Origin of the sequence: Streptomyces thermocarboxydus (genome assembly GCF_024760485.1) — a bacterium.
In the GTDB taxonomy this organism is placed as follows: domain Bacteria; phylum Actinomycetota; class Actinomycetes; order Streptomycetales; family Streptomycetaceae; genus Streptomyces; species Streptomyces cellulosae.
In genome coordinates, this window is sequence record NZ_CP058273.1 from 3,658,151 (window position 1) to 3,674,785 (window position 16,635).

Annotated in this window: 16 protein-coding genes; 9 read left to right on the forward strand and 7 right to left on the reverse strand. The window is 74.1% G+C overall.

Features of this window, described 5'->3' with window-relative positions; all coding sequences use genetic code 11:
* Positions 1-117 precede the first annotated feature (117 nt).
* From thrS to AY578_RS16855, 4 genes are all read left to right on the forward strand, one after another.
* The gene (gene thrS, locus AY578_RS16840; protein ID WP_161232654.1) at positions 118-1,338 is read left to right on the forward strand and encodes a threonine--tRNA ligase; all 1,221 of its coding nucleotides are present in this window, start codon (positions 118-120) and stop codon (positions 1,336-1,338) included.
* A 38-nt stretch (positions 1,339-1,376) separates the two neighbouring features.
* Positions 1,377-2,363: a nucleoside hydrolase gene (locus tag AY578_RS16845; RefSeq protein ID WP_161232653.1), complete on the forward strand. Its 987-nt coding sequence runs from the start codon at positions 1,377-1,379 to the stop codon at positions 2,361-2,363.
* Between the two features lie 147 nt (positions 2,364-2,510).
* Positions 2,511-4,214 (forward strand): glycoside hydrolase family 13 protein, encoded by a 1,704-nt coding sequence (locus AY578_RS16850; protein WP_136238894.1) that lies wholly within the window; start codon positions 2,511-2,513, stop codon positions 4,212-4,214.
* A 134-nt stretch (positions 4,215-4,348) separates the two neighbouring features.
* A complete protein-coding gene (locus AY578_RS16855) occupies positions 4,349-5,131 on the forward strand; it encodes an Ig-like domain-containing protein (protein ID WP_258902906.1) in 783 nt (260 codons plus the stop codon).
* Positions 5,132-5,296: 165 nt separating this feature from the next.
* On the opposite strand, the gene AY578_RS16860 is transcribed toward AY578_RS16855, so the two are convergent.
* From AY578_RS16860 to AY578_RS16880, 5 genes are all read right to left on the reverse strand, one after another.
* Complete coding sequence (locus AY578_RS16860; RefSeq protein ID WP_019525877.1) at positions 5,297-5,668, reverse strand: DUF6479 family protein; 372 nt, start codon at positions 5,666-5,668, stop codon at positions 5,297-5,299.
* Between the two features lie 202 nt (positions 5,669-5,870).
* Positions 5,871-7,991 (reverse strand): MMPL family transporter, encoded by a 2,121-nt coding sequence (locus AY578_RS16865; protein WP_028959574.1) that lies wholly within the window; start codon positions 7,989-7,991, stop codon positions 5,871-5,873.
* 197 nt (positions 7,992-8,188) lie between these two features.
* Complete coding sequence (locus tag AY578_RS16870; RefSeq protein WP_019525875.1) at positions 8,189-8,503, reverse strand: hypothetical protein; 315 nt, start codon at positions 8,501-8,503, stop codon at positions 8,189-8,191.
* Positions 8,500-8,865: an ArsR/SmtB family transcription factor gene (locus AY578_RS16875; protein WP_019525874.1), complete on the reverse strand. Its 366-nt coding sequence runs from the start codon at positions 8,863-8,865 to the stop codon at positions 8,500-8,502. The genes AY578_RS16870 and AY578_RS16875 overlap by 4 nt, the downstream gene beginning before the upstream one ends.
* 136 nt (positions 8,866-9,001) lie before the next feature.
* Positions 9,002-10,186 (reverse strand): cytochrome P450 family protein, encoded by a 1,185-nt coding sequence (locus AY578_RS16880; protein ID WP_161108899.1) that lies wholly within the window; start codon positions 10,184-10,186, stop codon positions 9,002-9,004.
* 110 nt (positions 10,187-10,296) lie between these two features.
* Between AY578_RS16880 and AY578_RS16885 the strand changes: the two genes are divergently transcribed.
* From AY578_RS16885 to AY578_RS16895, 3 genes are all read left to right on the forward strand, one after another.
* The gene (locus AY578_RS16885) at positions 10,297-11,025 is read left to right on the forward strand and encodes a TetR/AcrR family transcriptional regulator (protein WP_215188798.1); all 729 of its coding nucleotides are present in this window, start codon (positions 10,297-10,299) and stop codon (positions 11,023-11,025) included.
* A gap of 125 nt (positions 11,026-11,150) precedes the next feature.
* Entirely contained in the window at positions 11,151-11,531 is a 381-nt protein-coding gene (locus AY578_RS16890) for a MerR family transcriptional regulator (RefSeq protein WP_019525871.1), read from the forward strand.
* A gap of 238 nt (positions 11,532-11,769) precedes the next feature.
* Positions 11,770-11,973 carry a cold-shock protein gene (locus AY578_RS16895; protein WP_006134583.1) on the forward strand — a complete coding sequence of 68 codons (204 nt, stop codon included), beginning with the start codon at positions 11,770-11,772 and terminating at the stop codon, positions 11,971-11,973.
* 132 nt (positions 11,974-12,105) lie between these two features.
* Here AY578_RS16895 and AY578_RS16900 read toward each other — a convergent pair whose 3' ends face one another.
* Both AY578_RS16900 and AY578_RS16905 read right to left on the reverse strand, forming a co-directional pair.
* On the reverse strand, positions 12,106-12,996 hold the full coding sequence (locus tag AY578_RS16900; protein WP_028959571.1) for a serine hydrolase: 891 nt from the start codon (positions 12,994-12,996) through the stop codon (positions 12,106-12,108).
* Positions 12,993-13,964, reverse strand: a complete 972-nt coding sequence (locus AY578_RS16905; protein ID WP_019525869.1) for a LysR family transcriptional regulator — start codon at positions 13,962-13,964, stop codon at positions 12,993-12,995. The genes AY578_RS16900 and AY578_RS16905 overlap by 4 nt, the downstream gene beginning before the upstream one ends.
* Positions 13,965-14,049: 85 nt before the next feature.
* Between AY578_RS16905 and AY578_RS16910 the strand changes: the two genes are divergently transcribed.
* Entirely contained in the window at positions 14,050-15,678 is a 1,629-nt protein-coding gene (locus tag AY578_RS16910; RefSeq protein ID WP_258902913.1) for a penicillin-binding transpeptidase domain-containing protein, read from the forward strand.
* 32 nt (positions 15,679-15,710) lie between these two features.
* Positions 15,711-16,631, forward strand: coding sequence for a class A beta-lactamase (gene bla, locus AY578_RS16915; RefSeq protein WP_258902914.1), 921 nt, complete (start codon positions 15,711-15,713; stop codon positions 16,629-16,631).
* Positions 16,632-16,635: the final 4 nt, after the last annotated feature.

Here is a 16,635-nt window from a genome sequence, read left to right on the forward strand (position 1 = left end):
GACGACGCCGGAGAGAGTCCCGGCGCGCTGACAGCTGACCACTGACGAAGCCCCGGGGCGAGTGCCCCGGGGCTTCGCCGCGCGTGGTGCTCGCCTCCCTACCCCAAGGAGGGCGCCGTGCGCGACCACCGACGCCTCGGCCGTGAACTCGGCCTGTTCGACACCGACCCGCTGATGGGCGCGGGCCTCCCCTACTGGCTCCCCGACGGCGCCGTCGTACGGCACACCCTGGAGGAGTACGTCCGCGAGGCGGAACGCGCGGCCGGCTACCGGCACGTGTACTCGCCCGTGCTCGGCAAACGCGAGCTGTACGAGCTCTCCGGGCACTGGGACCACTACCGCGACGACATGTACCCGCCGATGGAGCTGGGCGGGGATCAGGTACTGCTGCGTCCCAGCCTGTGCCCGCACCACGCCCTGATCTTCCGCTCCCGCACCCGCAGCCACCGCGACCTGCCGTACCGGATGGCCGAGCTGGGCGGCATGTACCGCGCGGAGCGGTCGGGCGTGCTCGGCGGGCTGACCCGGGTGCGGGCCATCCAGCTGAACGACGCGCACATCTTCTGCACCCCGGACCAGGCCGTCGAGGAGGCCGCCGGGGCCCTCGCGCTTATCTCCCGCGCCTACGCCGACCTGGGCATCCGCGCCGCCCGCCACCGTCTGTCGCTGCCGGGCGGCGGCGGGAAGTACGTCGCCGACCCGGCCCTGTGGCGGCGGGCCACCGCGCTGCTGCGCGAGGTGCTGGACGCGTCCGGCGTGCCGTACGAGGCCGTCGAGGGCGAGGCGGCCTTCTACGGCCCGAAGATCGACGTGCAGATCACCGACCCGGCGGGCCGCGAGTCCACCCTGTCCACCGTGCAGATCGACTTCCACCAGCCGGAACGCTTCGGGCTGCGTTACACCGGCCCGGACGGCGCCCGGCACCGGCCGGTCATGGTGCACCGCAGTGTCATCGGCAGCGTGGAGCGGGCCGTCGCCCATCTGCTGGAGGAGCACGGCGGCGCCTTCCCGCCCTGGCTCGCGCCGCTGCAACTGGCGGTGCTTCCGGTGGGCGGGGACCAGGAGGAGCGCGCCCACGCCGTCGTCCGGGAGGCTGCCGCGCTCGGGCTGCGGGCCGAGGCGAGCGGGCCCGCCGAGGGCAGTCTCGGCGCCCGGATCCGCCGGGCCCGGCTGGTGCCGTACCAGGCGGTGATCGGCGCGCGGGAGGACGCGGACGGCCTGGTCGCCGTGCGGCTGCGGGACGGCCGGCGGCCCGGCGTGCTGCCGGTGGCGGAATTCCTGCGACGCGTCGAGCGGCGGGTGCGCGCACGCGGGACCGCGCTCTGGGAGCCCGCGTAAGGTCGACGGGCAGACCCCGCCCGAAGAAGGAGTCCGTCGTGAGCAACGGCCGGCAGCCGGTCCCGGTGATCATCGACTGCGACACCGGCGTCGACGACGCCCTGGCCCTGCTGTTCGCCGTACGGCACCCCGGGATCGACCTGCGGGCCGTCACCTGCGTCGCCGGGAACACGGACGTGGACGGCGTCGTACGCAACACGCTGACCGTGCTGGAGCGGGCGGGCGCGGGGGACGTGCCGGTGGCGCGGGGCGCCGAGCGGCCGCTGATCGAGGCGCCGCGCTCCGCCCGCCACGTCCACGGCCATGACGGCATGGGCGACCTCGCCCTGCCCGCCCCGGCCCGCACCCCGGTCGACGCGGACGCGGTGACGCTGCTGCGCCGCGAGATCCTCGCCTCGCCCCGCCCGGTCACCCTCGTGCCGACCGCGCCGCTCACCAACATCGCCCTGCTGCTGCGGACCCACCCCGAGGTGACCCGCAACATCGAGCGGATCGTGTTCATGGGCGGCGCGGCGGGCGTCGGGAACGCCACCCCGGTGGCCGAGTTCAACGTGTGGCACGACCCGGAGGCCGCCGCGATCACGCTCACCGCGGGCGTGCCGATCACCATGTACGGGCTAGATGTGTTCACCCGGGTCGTCGTCCCCGGTGACGACGTGCGGCGGCTGCGGGCGAGCGACGAACCGGGCGCCCGGCTGGCCGGCGACCTCCTCGCGCACCGCCCCGCTCACCCGGACAGCCGACCCGACGACCCCGGCGAGGACTCCGGGGGCCTCGGCGACGCGGGCGCGCTGTGCGCGGTCGCCGACCCGGAGGGGCTGACCACCCACCGCCTCCCGGTCGAGGTGTCCCTGGCGCCCGGCCCGGCGCGCGGCCAGACGATCGTCGACCGCCGCCCCCGCATCGGGGAGTCGGAACTGCACGAGGGCGCCCGCGAGCAGACCCTCGTGGACGTGGGTCTGGACGTGGACGTGGAGCGCTACGTGAAGCTCTACCTGACGACGGTCGAACACTTCACTCCCTAGTCGGACGCCGGTTCGATCCAGGTGCGCCCGGCGAACGTGCGGTCCGCCACACCCGGGCGGAATGGCACCCCGTTACCGGTGCGTTCGCTTTTACGGTGTTCTGGTCAGTTTCTCCGCCGGTACCCGCACACCCAGAGGAGACCCCGCGTGACCGACCGCCCCATCGCGCCCGAACCCCGGCCGCCGCACCCCGCCCCCGACGCCACGCCCGACCTCTCCTCCCGCGACCCCGACTGGTGGCGGCAGGCGGTCGTCTACCAGATCTATCCCCGCAGCTTCGCCGACGCCGACGGCGACGGACTGGGCGACCTGCGCGGCATCACGCGGCGCCTCACGCATCTGTCCGCGCTGGGCGTCGACGCCCTGTGGCTCAGCCCGTTCTACCCGTCCGAGCTGGCCGACGGCGGCTACGACGTCGCCGACCCGCGCGACGTCGACCCGCGTCTGGGCACCCTCGACGACTTCGACGCGCTGGTCCGCGAGGCGCACCGGCTCGGGCTGAAGGTGATCGTCGACATCGTCCCCAACCACACCTCCCACCAGCACGTCTGGTTCCAGGAGGCGCTGCGCGCCGGGCCCGGCTCCCCGGCCCGCGACCGCTACGTGTTCCGTGACGGCCGCGGCGAGAGCGGCGAGCTGCCGCCCACCGACTGGCAGTCCGTGTTCGGCGGCAGCGCGTGGCAGCGGGTGCCGGACGGGCAGTGGTACCTGCATCTGTTCGCCGCCGAGCAGCCCGACCTGAACTGGGACCACCCGGACGTCCGCGAGGACTTCCGCACCACCCTGCGCTTCTGGTCCGACCGGGGCGTGGACGGCTTCCGGATCGACGTGGCGCACGCCCTCACCAAGGACCTCGAGGAGCCGCTGCGCGACCTCGGCGACCACGCGGCGGGCGGCGAGGCGGCCCTCGTCGACTTCGCGCCCGGCACGCATCCGTTCTACGACCGCGACGAGACGCACGAGATCTACCGCGACTGGCGGAAGATCTTCGACACGTACACCCCGCCCCGTACGGCCGTGGCGGAGGCGTGGGTGCCCGGCGCGCGGCGCGCCCTGTACGCCCGCCCGGACGAGCTGGGCCAGGCCTTCAACTTCGAGTACCTCGAGGCCGCGTGGGACGCGGACGAACTGCGCCAGGTCATCACCGGCTCCCTGGCGACCGCCGAGGCGGCCGGCGCCTCCGCGACCTGGGTGCTGTCCAACCACGACGTGGTCCGGCACGCCTCCCGGCTGATGCTGCCGCCCGGCACGGACACCAACGCCTGGCTGCTGTCCGGCGGCAAGGCCCCCGCCGTCGACCCGGAGGCGGGCCTGCGGCGGGCCCGCGCCGCCACCCTGCTGATGCTGGCGCTGCCCGGGTCGGCGTACGTCTACCAGGGCGAGGAACTGGGCCTGCCCGAGGTCGCCGACCTGCCCACGTCCGTCCTCCAGGACCCCATCTGGGAGCAGACCGGCCATGTCCGCAAGGGCCGCGACGGCTGTCGCGTCCCGCTGCCGTGGACCACGACCGGCCCGTCGTACGGCTTCGGCGCGAACGGCGCGTGGCTGCCGCAGCCGCCGTCCTTCGCGGCGTACTCCGTGGAGGCGCAGGACGGGGTGGAGGGCTCCACCCTGGAGCTGTACCGCACGGCCCTGCGCCTGCGCCGCAAGCTGATCGACGGCGAAACGCTGCGGTGGGCGCAGGACACCCCGGAGGGGGTCCTCCAGTTCGACCGGGGCGACGGCTGGCGCTGCGTGACGAACCTGTCCGACGCTCCGGTCCCGCTCCCGGCCGGCGAGGTCGCGCTCACCAGCGCCCCGCTGGAGGACGGCCACCTGCCGCCGGACACGACAGCCTGGCTGACGCGGTGAGGCGAGGGTGTCCGCGGCATCGCGCGGTGCCGCGGACACCCGTACGGCGGTTCAGGGCGGGCGGGGCGTGGAGGCTCCCGTCAGAGTCGGTCGCAGGTGTGTCCGACCTCCGGCGTACAGGGAGCCCGTCCACGATGAACAGGTCCAGCAAGACAGCGGCCGCCGTGCTGACGGCGGCCGGGATTCTCACGGGCGGGTGGCCGGCCGCCCCGCCTTCGGCGGCGGCGGGCGAGCGCGTGCTCTGGGGTTCCGCGACGATTCCGCCCGGACGGGACGGCATCGTCGAGGCGGCGGGGCTGTCCGGGCCCGCCCTCGGGTTCGGCTCCAGCCTGACGCTGACCGCCCCGGCCGGGGCCAAGGTCACCGCCGTGCCGGTCACCACCGCCGGCTACCGGGGAGAGGTGGCCGCCGACGGCCGCACCGCCGCGTACACGGCCGTGTCGGCGGAGAGCCCCTGGCGGACCGGCACCTTCCCCTTCGTCCTCGCGGTGCCCGCCGACGCGGTGCCGGGGACGCGGCTCGAGGGGTGTGCGATGCGGCTCGCGGACGCGGAGGGGGTCACGCGGGCGGGCGGGGCGTGCCAGGTGACGGTGGGACTGCCGTCGCCGGTGCTGTCCCGGCCCGAGTCGGGGGTCCCGCTGGGGTACCGGCCGGCGGCGTCGGGCACGGCGTACCCGGGGGCGCAGGTGACGGTGGCCGACCAGGACGGGAACGAGGTGTGCGCGGACACGGCGGGGGCGGACGGTTCGTGGAGCTGCGCTCCCGGCCGTGATCTGCCCGCGGGGGCGAACCGGTTGCAGGCGACGGCGACGCTGAACGGCGTCTCGGCGGCGAGCGAGCAAATCCAGATCACGGTGGGTGCGGTGACCCCGGAGGGTGCGGTGACCCCGGAGGGTGCGACGGCCCCGCCCCGCTGAAAGGGCGCCGCGCCTGAAGTCCCGTTCCGCGCAGGTCCCCGCGCTCCTGAGGGAGTGTGTCTCCCGCGTCCCCGGAAGCTCCCAGGACGTGCCGGGAACACACCCGAAGGGGCGCGGGGAACTGCGCAATCGGCAGGTCAGGGCGCCGCGCCTGGGAAACCGACCTCACACGTGACCCGGCCCCCCGCTCCCGAAGGCTCCGCTGGACCCCGGCAGCCACCGTTTCCTCTTCTGGTCCTTGCCCGTCCTCGTACTCGCGTGATGCAGCTCGTACGGCATGAGCCGTGAGCCGCTGCGCGGCGTGAGCGGTATCTCGTCCGGCTCCCGCATCTCCCGCATCTCCCGCACCGCCCCGCCGTCCGGCAGCTTCGGCTGCTCGTCGGGCTGGGGCCGCGGGGACTCCTGGTCCATGTACCGCATTCCCGCACGGACGGCCCAGACCAGGCCACCTGCCACGATGATGCCGCCGATGAAGGCCGCTGCCACGGCCCACTGGTGGGTGTCGGCGGCCAGCTGTACAAGCGTTGCCGTGTTCATGTTTCCGAGTATGGACCAGGAAATGTGATAAAGCTCCCGCTATGTCCGAAACGGCGGCGCCACCCGCCCGGCCCTCGCCGAGGGGCGGCGCCCCGCACCGGGTGGCAGGCTGCGGCCAGAGGGAAGGCCGGGACGGGCCGTCGCGTCCCCACGTGTGCAGCTCGGGGCCCGGCCCCGGCCTTCCCGTCTCCGCCGGTTCCGGCTACGTACGCGTCCCCGCCACCGGCTCCCGAGCCTCCGCCGCCCGCCCGGAACCGGCGTCCCCGCCGGACCGGGGCGCCGCGCGGAACAGCTTCCCCGGCCACCAGAACCGACGGCCGAGGTCCAGCGCCAGCGCCGGCACCATGACCGTGCGAACGAGGAACGTGTCCAGCAGGACGCCGATCCCCACCAGCACGCCCATCTGCGCCATCGTCACCAGCGGCAGCCCGGCGAACACGGCGAAGGTGGCCGCCAGCACCACACCGGCCGAGGTGATCACCCCGCCGGTGCTGGTCAGGCCTTCCAGGACGCCGCGCGTGACACCGAGCCGCGCGGTCTCCTCCCGGACCCGGTGCATGAGGAAGATGTTGTAGTCGATGCCCAGGGCCACCAGGAACACGAAGCCCATCAGCGGGATCGACCAGTCCACGCCCGCGTAGCCGAGGACGTGCTCGAAGAGCAGGCTGGACGCGCCGAGCGCCGCGAGGTACGACACCACCACGGTGGCGAGCAGCAGCACCGGCGCGACCAGCGCCCGCAGCAGCCCGATCAGCACGGCGAGGACGACCAGCAGCACCACGGGCACCACGGTGGTCAGGTCCCGGTCGGCGGCCCGCGCGGTGTCGAGGCTCTCGGCGGTGGTCCCGCCGACCAGGGCGTCCGCGCCGTCCACCGCGTGCACGGCGGTGCGCAGCGCGTCGACGGTGTCCTTGGCGGCGTCGCTGTCGGGGGCGTCCTCCAGCACCACCGACAGCATGATGAGGGAGCCGTCGGGCGTGCGGTCGCCGCCCGGCTCGACCCGGGCCACCCCGTCGACCCCGGCCGCGGCCGTCCGCACCTCGGCGGCGGCGCCGGTACGCGTGACGATCTGCGCGGGGTCGGAGGCGCCGGACGGGAAGTGCTCCGACAGCCGCTCCTGCGCGACGACGGACTCGGGCTTGTCCTGGAACATCTCCGACTGGGTGAGTCCCAGGGAGATCCCGGCCGTGGACAGCGCGAGCACCCCGGTGACCGCGACCGACATCAGCCACGACCAGCGCGGGCGCCGCGCGACCAGGCCGCCGATGCGGGACCACACCGTGCGCTCCTTGCGCGTGGGCGTGCCGGAGCGGGGGACGAACGGCCAGAACACCCAGCGCCCGGCCAGCACCAGCAGCGCGGGCAGCACCGTGACCATGGCGAGGAACGCGCAGACCACGCCGACCGCGCCGACCAGGCCCAGCGAACGCGAGGAGTTGATGTCGGCCAGGGCGAGGCAGGCCAGGCCCACGGCGATGGTCCCGGCCGAGGCGAGCACCGCAGGGCCGGAGCGGGTGAGGGCGATCCGCATCGCCCGGTGCCGGTCCTCGTGCCGGTGCAGCTCCTCGCGGTAGCGGGCGATGAGCAGCAGCGCGTAGTCGGTGCCGACGCCGAAGACCAGCACCATCAGCACGCCTGCGCTCTGCGGGTCGACCGGCAGGGAGGCGTGCTCGGCGAGCAGATAGGTGGACGCCTGGGTGAGCACGGCGGCGAAGCCGACCGACAGCAGCGGGAACAGCCACAGCACCGGGCTGCGGTACGTGATCAGCAGCAGGGCGGTCACGACGAGCCCGGTGGCGATCATCAGGGTGGCGTCGAGGCTGTCGAACACCGCGACGCTGTCGGTGAGGGAGGCGGCCGGACCGCCGACCTCGACGTCCGTGCCGGGCGGGGCGTTGGCGCCGGCGATGTCGCGCAGGGCGTCGACGGTGTCGGTGACCTCGTCCTCCGAGTCCAGCGGGACCACGGTCATCAGCGCCTCGCCGTCGTCCGACGGCACCGGGCCGGCGATCCGCTGCCCCTCGGCCGTGAACCGGTCGAGTGCGGCGCGATCGGCGTCGGCCGCCTCCCGGGCGCCCGCGCCGGTGTACACGACGACCACGGGCATGACCGTGTCCGTGCGGAACTTCTCCAGCTCCGTGTTGACGCGGGCGGACTCGGCGCCGTGCGGAAGGAAGGCGTTGGAGCTGGTGTCCTCGACGTCGCCGAGCTTTCCGGCCAGCGGGCCGAGGGCGACGGCGACGATCAGCCAGGCCGCGAGCACGGCCCACTTTCCGCGGCGCCCGCCGGGCGCACGCGCGATGCGCTGCAACAGGGCACGCATGAGTACTCTCCTTGGTGTGAGGCGCACCGCCGGCCGGTGACGGCCGGTGCGGGGCGCACGGATCCCGCACCACGGCGTTCAGGGTGTGACGACCTGCCGTGGTGCTCGGGTAGGGGTGTGTCCGGGGCGTGTGCCTTCTCCGTACGGCCGGGAGTTGCCGCTCCCGGCCGTACACCTGCGCGCACACGCGGACCTGGTTATTCGATCTCGCGCATCATCTTCTCCATCGATCCGACGGCGCGCCGGGTCTGTGCCAGCTCCTCAAGGAGACGGCGCTGCTCCTCGGCGGTGCGGCGTTGCAACTCCACGGTGTCCTCGAGCAGTTGCGCGTACCGCGTGGCGAGCTCCTTGTACTGCTCCTCGCGCGCGGCCAGCATGCGGGCGCGCCAGGTGGCCGCCACCTGCCAGACGAGCACGATCATCAGGGTGAAGAACCCGGCCGCGCCGACGGCCCCGACCAGCACGCCGAGCCCCTCGGCGCCGGCGGCCTGCGTCACCAGTTCGTCGTTCACTTCGCTTCCTCTTTCGCGCCTCGGTCCGAGCGGCCCGCGCCGTCGTCGGTGAGCGTCGCGGCCGCGCGGGCGACGGTGTGCGGGGTGAGTTCGCAGACGAACGGCGTGACGTCGTAGTACTTGACGGTCTTGCCGTCGTCGGCGGCTTCGAGCGTGCCGGTGACGAGGCCCGCGGCCTCCAGCCGCTGCAGGTGCATGTGCAGCAGCGGCCGGCTGATGCCGATCTCGCGCGCCAGCGCGCTGACGTACGTGCGGTTCTCCACGAGCGCCGCCACGATCCGCATCCGGTGCGGGTTGCCGAGCGCGGTCAGGATTCTCAGCAGAGCGTCGCCCGTGGGCGCCGGCGGCGGGACCTCGGGCATCAGGGCCCCTTTCCCTCGTACCTGTCAGAAAAGGCTGACAGGGGCCTGAGACACCTGTCAAAGATTTCTGACACATCTCAGGGTCGGATGGGGGACGTCTCAGGGTCGGCTCCGGGAGGATCCGAGAAGCGCCGTGTCAGCCGAGGTGCACGGGGAGTGCGGTGAGCCCCCGCAGTAGCGTGCCCGCCCGCCAGGTGAGCGAGTCCGGATCGGCGTCGAGCGCGAGACGAGGGTGCCGTTCCAGCAGCAGACGCAGGGCGACGGCGGCCTCCGCGCGGGCGAGCGGGGCGCCGAGGCAGTGGTGGACGCCGTGTCCGAAGCCCAGATGGCCCTGGGGGCGGCGGGTGAGGTCGAAGCGGTCCGGGTCGGGGAAGGCGAGGGGGTCGCGGGAGGCCGCGGCCAGGGAGACCAGCACGGCGTCCCCGGCGGCCACGCGCGTGCCGGCCAGCTCCAGCGGCTCCGCCGCGAACCGGAACGCGCCCGCGTGCACGGGCGAGTCGAGCCGCAGCGACTCCTCCACCGCCGCGCCGGTCAGCTCCGGATCGGCGCGCAGCAGGGCGAGCTGTTCTGGGTGGGTGAGCAGGCTGAGGACGGTCGCGGAGATCAGGTTGACGGTCGTCTCGTGCCCGGCGACCAGCAGCAGGAACGCCATGCCGAGCAGCTCCTCGGGCGCCGGCGCGTCGGCCGCGTCGGGGGTGGCCAGGTCCGCGAGCAGGGTGCCGTCGGGGGTGCGTGCCTTCCGGGCGATCAGGTCGGTGAGGTAGCCGGTCAGCGCGGCGGCCGAGGAGGCGGCCGTCTCCGCGTCCGTGGGCGTGACCAGCTCGTTCGACCAGGCGTGGAAGTCCTCCCGGTCGCCCGCGGGCACACCGAGCAGGTCGCAGATCACGGTGACCGGCAGCGGCAGCGCGTACGCGCCCACCAGGTCGGCGGGGCCCGCCTGCGGCATCCCGTCCAGCAGGTCACGGGCCACGGCCTCGACGCGGGGGCGCAGCGCGGCGGTCCGGCCGGGAGTGAAGTGGCCCGCGACCAGCCGCCGCAGCCGGGTGTGGTGCGGCGGGTCGCTCTGCAGCATGTTGCGGCCGACCGCGTGCCCGCCGTCGGACTCCCAGCCGGCCGAGTGCCGGATGTCGTTCCGCAGCCGGGGATCCGTGAGCGCCGTCCGTACCGCCTCCCGGGTCACCACCAGCCAGGCGTCCCCGCTTCCAGGGACGTGCACCCGGTGCACCGGCCCCTCGGCGCGCAGGGCGGCGAGCCGCTCGAAGGGGAAGGGCGCCGGCGCCCACTCCAGGGGCGCCGGTCCGTCGGTGCTCTGAGCGCGCACGGTGCGGTCCTCTCCGCTCGGCGGAAGATGAAACGGGGAGCAGTCCCCACTTGTCGTCGGGACGATAGCATCCACCCGGGGAGCACTCCCCGGTTCGTACGGAGGGATCCATGAGCGTCGGTGAGGGACCCGAGGCGTCCGGTGCGCCCCGGCTGCGGCGGGACGCGCGGCGGAACCGGGAGCGGCTGGTGGAGGCGGCGCACGCCGTGTTCGCCGAGCAGGGGCTCGAGGCGCCGCTGGACGTGATCGCGCGGCGCGCCGGGGTCGGCAACGCGACGCTCTACCGGCACTTCCCCACCCGTGCCGCGCTGGTGGACGCCGTGTTCCGTGACCAGCTCACGGGGACCATGGAGGCCGGTGAGCGGGCGCGTCGCGCGCCCGACGCGTGGGCCGGTCTGGCGGAGTACCTGGACACCGTGTTCGCCACCCTTGCGGCCGATCGCGGCACCAACGACCTGATGACCACCCGTCTGCCGGACGTCGAGACGCTCGGCGCGGTGCACGCGCACAACCGCGAGACGGTCGACGTGCTGCTGGAGCGCGCCCGCGCGCAGGGCAGCGTTCGCGCGGACGTCACCACCGAGGACCTGCTCTTCGCCCTGGCGGCACTGGGCCGCGCCGTGCCGCCCCTGGCCGTCGCCGCCGGCCCCGACGCCTGGCGCCGCCCCCTCGCCCTGTTCCTCGAAGGGCTGCGCGGCCCCGCGGCCGGGCCCCGCCCGCTGCCGGGACGGCCTCTCGGCGAGGAGGAATTGGACCGGGTGCTCGGCGACATGGGCCCGCACCGGACCCGTCCCCTGGACGGGTCCACCTCCGGGGCCGCGGCGGGCGGCGCCTCGTAGGCGAGGGCGGCCGAGGACATCTGTACGCGCCACGACAGATTTTCCGTCGAGGCGACTAGAGTTTGACGGTGGGGAACCTGTCCCCGTGGCGGACCGTGACCGCTGTGGTCCGCGGAAAGGTGCGTATGCCCTCGGAAAGTCAGCCGTACGCCGACGGCCGGCAGCCGGACCAGGACCGGCAGCCCGTCGCCGACCGGCTCGACGACGACCACTTCCCGGCCTACACCATGGGCAGGGCCGCGGAGCTGGTCGGAGCGACACCCGCGTTCCTCCGCGCCCTCGGTGAGGCGCGGCTGATCACCCCGACCCGCTCGGAGGGTGGTCACCGGCGCTACTCGCGCCACCAGCTGCGGCTCGCCGCCCGCGCCCGCGAGCTCGTCGACCAGGGCACCCCGGTGGACGCCGCGTGCCGGATCGTGAGCCTCGAGGACCAGCTGGAGCAGGCCGAACGGACGAACGAGGAGCTCCGCCGGCAGGGTGCCGACACGGTCCAGGGACACCGCTGAAAATCTATCCCGGCCGGCGCAGAATTTCCGTCGCGCCCGCACAAAATTCCTTTCTCTAAACATGCCGTCCGGGTTTATTCCAGTGATTTTCCTCGCTTGCCGAGAACATTTTCCGTGCTAGGCTGACGTCAGTTGCAGTTGTGGTTGCCAGTTTGAACCGGTTCTCCGGGCAGGTGATCATCGCGACGATGCAGGGATTCGTGAAGTGCGATTCCCGCACTGTCTCAGGAGAAAAATTATGGCCACCGGTACGGTCAAGTGGTTCAACTCGGAAAAGGGCTTCGGCTTCATCGAGCAGGACGGCGGCGGCGCTGACGTGTTCGCCCACTACTCGAACATCGCCACCTCGGGCTACCGCGAGCTCCAGGAAGGCCAGAAGGTGACCTTCGACGTCACCCAGGGCCAGAAGGGCCCGCAGGCGGAGAACATCGTTCCTGCCTGACCCTTCCTGACCTGCACGCAGGTTTGGATGAGCGGGTGCTCGCACGTCATGTGCGGGCACCCGCTTTTCGTTTGTCCACGGACATTTTCCCGCACGTTTTCCGCCGCCCCCGCGTGACGCTCGGTGTCCCGGTCAGCGCGACGAGCGGAACGCCCTCGCCCGCAGCGCGTCCACCGCGATCCGCGCCGCCGTGCCGATCACCGCGTCGGCCGCCGGAAGGGTCGCCGCCGTGTGCGCGGTCCGGGTGAAGACGGCGACCGCGTAACGGCCCCCGTCCGGATACTCGACCACGCCCACCTCGTTGCGCAGGGTCGGCAGACTGCCGGTTTTCCCGGCGACATGGACGTCGTCGAAGGGAAAACCCGAGGCCAGACGGTGCGGCCACACCTGAAGCCCCATGATCCGCCGTATGGCAGCGCCGTGCTCCGGGGTGCACGCCTCGTCCCGCCACACCGCGCCCAGCAGCCGGGTCATGTCCCGCGGGGTGCTGCGGTTGGTGCGCTCCGGGTCCAGCGCCCGCAGCCGGCTCACCACCCGCGGATCGGCCAGCGCCCGCGCGCCCTCGGGACCCGCGTCCGCCTTCACGGTGGCGAGCATTTCGCCGAAGGAGTGCACGGCCCGCGTCCGCGTCAGACCCAGCCGGGCCGTCGTCGCGTTCACCGCGTCCAGTCCCACCCGGCGCAGCAGCAGATCGGCGGCCGCGTTGTCGCTGACCGCCATCATCAGATAGGCGAGGTCGCGCAGGGACATCCGTGCCGCGTCCAGCATCGCCGCCACCCCCGTCGGCCCCGCCGTCCGCTCCTTCGGCCCGCACTCCACCTGCTCGGCCAGGTCCAGCGCGCCCCGCGCCGCCTGCTCGTGCAGCGCGACCAGGACGCACAGCTTGTGGACGCTCGCCGTGCACACCGGCTGGTCGGCCCCGGCGTCGAGCTGCTCGCCGGAGTCGATGTCGAGGGCGTGCAGCCAGCCGGTGACCCCGGCGTCGGCGAGGGCCGCGTGGATGCGGGCGACGGCGTCCGTCACAGCCAGTACTCCGATGCCGGTCGCAGATGCAGGGGACGGGACGGCACGTCGGGAACCGCGCCGGCGGCGGTGCGCAGGGCGTGCGTGGCCGCCTCCGCGAACGCCTGCACGGCGGCGTCCCCACGCCCCTTCGGCCAGGCCGCGGAGTGCCGCAGCGCGGGAGCCCCGCCGGTCAGCGGACGCCACACGACGTCCGCCGTCTCCCCGTACCCCTGCCCCGCCGGGGCCGCGTCACGCGGGCACAGGGCCACCGCTCCCGAGGACAGCACCAGGCCCCGTACGAAGCTGGCGCCCTGGCCGTGGCGTACGGCGGCGGGGGTGAAGCCGCCGCGGGCGCAGGTGGTCAGCAGTTCGTCGTAGAGGGCGGGCGCGGCCGTGCGGGGGAAGAGGATCAGGTCGCGGCCGGACAGCGCGGGCAGCGGGACCTCGTCGAGGCCGGCCGCCACGGCGCCGGCGGGCAGCAGCACGCCCAGCTCCCGGCGCAGCACCGGGCCCAGCTCCAGTCCGGTCACGTCGCACGGGTGGTGGACGACGCCCACGTCCAGGTCGTGCGCCGCGAGCCGGTCGAGCTGCTGGGCCGTGGACAGTTCGTGCAGCTCCAGCTCCAGACCGGCGTGACGGCCGCCGAAGTCGGCGAGCAGGGCGGCCACGGTCTCGCCGGAGAGGTCAGGGGGCAGCGCGGCGCGCAGCAGCCCCGTCTCGCCGTCGCGCACCCGGCGGGCGGCGGCGTGGAACGACTCCGTGCGGGACAGCACCTCCCGCGCCTCGGCCAGCAGCAGCGTCCCGGCCTCCGTGATCCGCACCTGACGGCTGGTGCGCTCGAACAGCCGCACGCCCAGCTCCCGTTCGAGCCGCTGCACGCGCTGCGAAAGAGGGGGCTGGGCCATGCCGAGACGGGCGGCGGCACGGCCGAAGTGTGACTCTTCGGCAACAGCCACGAAGCACTCCAGGTGCCGCACCAGGTCCACGACCAGTAATCATATCGAGTATTTATCGGTCCATGATTGATAACGGACTTGGACGGATAGCCCCTGACGCTGCTGTGGTCGGGGCATGAACACGTTTCCCGACCTTCCCCCTGCCCGTCCCCGCAGCCGCCCCCGCAGGGCGGTCAAGGCGCTCGTCGGCGTCACGGCGGTCGCCGCGGTCGCCGTCGGCGGCGCCTGGGGCGCCGGGCTCGGCCCCTTCGCGGGCGAGTCAGGACCCGACCCGGAGGCGGTGGCCGAGGCCCGCGCGTTCCTCGCCGACTGGGCCGCCGGACGCCTCCCGGACGCCGCCGCCCGTACCACCGGACCCGACCGCGCCCAGGAGGTGCTGAGCAGCTTCACCGCCGGGCTCGACATCGAGAAACCCGTGCTCACGGCCGGGAAGCCCGTCGAGGACGAGGACTCCGGCGGGCACGCCGTCACCGTGCCGTACACCGCGCGGATGCCCGTCACCGGCCTCGGCACCTGGACGTACACCGCCGAACTGCCGCTGCGGGAGCGGGGTGGCGCGTGGAAAGTGGACTGGCGGCTGTCGCTGGTGCATCCGCGGCTCAGCGGGACGGAGAAGTTCCGTCTGGAGCGGGAGGAGGCCGAGCCGGTCCGCGCCGACGACCGCGCCGGCCGCACCCTGTCTGCGGCCGCCCACCCCTCCCTCGGCCCGGTCCTCACCCAGCTCGCCGGCTCCATCCCCGGCGGAGGCCCGCGCGGGGCGGTGCTGCTCGTCGACCGCGTCACCGGGGAGGTCCGCCGCACCGAGGCGACGTTCGGCTCCGAGACCCCGAAGGACGCGGGGCCCGTACGCACCACCCTCGACGCCCGCTGGCAGGCGGCCGCCGAGCAGGCCCTGGAGAAGACCGGCGGGAAGAACGCGGCGCTGGTCGCCCTGCGTGTGGACGACGGGGAGATCCTCGCCGTGGCCAACTCCCCGGCCGACGGCTTCAACCGCGCCGTCTCCGGCACCTACGCCCCTGGCTCCACGTGGAAGATCGTCACCAGCAGCGCCCTGTTGCTGAAGGGCGCGGTCGCCCCGGACGACGTCGTGGACTGCCCCCGCTACCTCACCGTCGGCAAGCGGTTCCAGAACGTCGAGACGTCCGCCCACCCGGGCGCCACCTTCCGCAAGGCGTTCACCGAGTCCTGCAACACCGCCTTCATCGGCCTGCGGAGCCGGCTCGGCGACGGCGAGCTCGGAGAGGTCGCGAAGCGGTACTACGGGGTCGGCCAGACCTGGCACGTGGGCGTCCTCTCGTACGACGGGTCCGTGCCCGAGCCGCGCGACGCTACGGAGAAGGCCGCGTCGATGATCGGCCAGGGCCGGGTGCAGGCCAACCCGCTGATCATGGCGTCGGTCACCGCGACGGCCGTCTCCGGCCGTTTCCACCAGCCCGTCCTCGTCGCCGGCACGGAGGACACCACCAGGACCGAGCCGCTGCCGCCCCGCGTCGTCGACCAGCTGCGCACGCTGCTGCGGGCCACGGTCACCGAGGGCACCGCGCGCGTCCTGGCGCCGCTGGCCGGTGAGGTCGGCGGCAAGACCGGCACCGCCGAGGTCTCCGACGACCAGGAGAACAACGGCTGGATGGTCGCCCACCGCGACGGCGTCGCCGTGGCCTGCGTCGTCGAGGAGGGCGTCACCGGCAGCGGCTCGGCAGGACCCGTGCTGCACGCCCTGCTGTCCGCCGCGCCCCGCTCCTGAGCCACACCCCGCACTCCGAAGGACGTCCCGTCATGACCGCACGCCTCTCCCGCCGCTCCCTGCTGCTGACCGCCGCCCTCGCCCCCGTGGCGGGCTGCGCCACCGCCGCCCCGGACCGCGCCCCGGCCGCCGGAGCCTCCGCGACGGCCGGCCGCGGCACACCGTCCCCGGTCAGCCCCCGGAACCTCGCCGCGCTGGAACGCGAGTACGGCGCCCGGCTCGGGGTGTTCGCCGTCGACACCGGCACCGGCGCCACCGTCGTCCACCGCGCCGACGAACGCTTCGCGCTCTGCTCCACCTTCAAGACCCTCGCCGCCGCCGCGGTCGTCGACCACCGCCCCGGCGCCCGCCTGGACGAACGGATCCCCTACGGCACGGCCGACCTGGTGCCGTACTCGCCCGTCACCGAGAAGCACACAGGGGAGGGCATGACCCTGCGGCAGCTGTGCGACGCGGCCGTCCGGTACAGCGACAACACGGCCGGCAACCTGCTGCTGCGGGACATCGGCGGACCGCGCGGCCTCACCGCGTACGCGCGCCGGCTGGGCGACCGGGTGACGCGCCTCGACCACACCGAGCCCGAGCTGAACGGCAACCCGCCCGGCGACCCGCGCGACACCACCACGCCCCGCGCCATCGCCGCCGACTACCGCGCCCTGGTCCTCGGCGACGCGCTGCCCGCCGCCGGGCGGACCCTGCTCACCGACTGGCTGGTGCGCAACACCACCGGCGACCGCCGCATCCGGGCGGCCGCGCCCCGCGGCTGGCGGGTGGGCGACAAGACCGGCGGCGGCGAGTACGGCCGGGGCAACGACGTGGCCGTGCTGTGGCCCGGCGCCGGACGTCCGCCGCTGGTGCTGTCGGTGCTGACGGAAGGCCCGGGCCGCGCCGCGACCCCCAGCGACGAGCTGGTGGCGGAGGCGGCGCGGCGGGTGCTGGACGTGCTGGGGTGACCCC

Coding starts and splice junctions, on each gene's coding strand:
- AY578_RS16875 (WP_019525874.1), bottom strand. CDS start 8,865: ATGCCCGAGGTCCCGCCGCCGGCGCCCACGGGCGACGCTCTGCTGAGA.
- AY578_RS16885 (WP_215188798.1), top strand. CDS start 10,297: ATGAGCGTCGGTGAGGGACCCGAGGCGTCCGGTGCGCCCCGGCTGCGG.
- bla (WP_258902914.1), top strand. CDS start 15,711: ATGACCGCACGCCTCTCCCGCCGCTCCCTGCTGCTGACCGCCGCCCTC.
- AY578_RS16855 (WP_258902906.1), top strand. CDS start 4,349: ATGAACAGGTCCAGCAAGACAGCGGCCGCCGTGCTGACGGCGGCCGGG.
- AY578_RS16895 (WP_006134583.1), top strand. CDS start 11,770: ATGGCCACCGGTACGGTCAAGTGGTTCAACTCGGAAAAGGGCTTCGGC.
- AY578_RS16860 (WP_019525877.1), bottom strand. CDS start 5,668: ATGAACACGGCAACGCTTGTACAGCTGGCCGCCGACACCCACCAGTGG.
- AY578_RS16865 (WP_028959574.1), bottom strand. CDS start 7,991: ATGCGTGCCCTGTTGCAGCGCATCGCGCGTGCGCCCGGCGGGCGCCGC.
- AY578_RS16910 (WP_258902913.1), top strand. CDS start 14,050: ATGAACACGTTTCCCGACCTTCCCCCTGCCCGTCCCCGCAGCCGCCCC.
- AY578_RS16890 (WP_019525871.1), top strand. CDS start 11,151: ATGCCCTCGGAAAGTCAGCCGTACGCCGACGGCCGGCAGCCGGACCAG.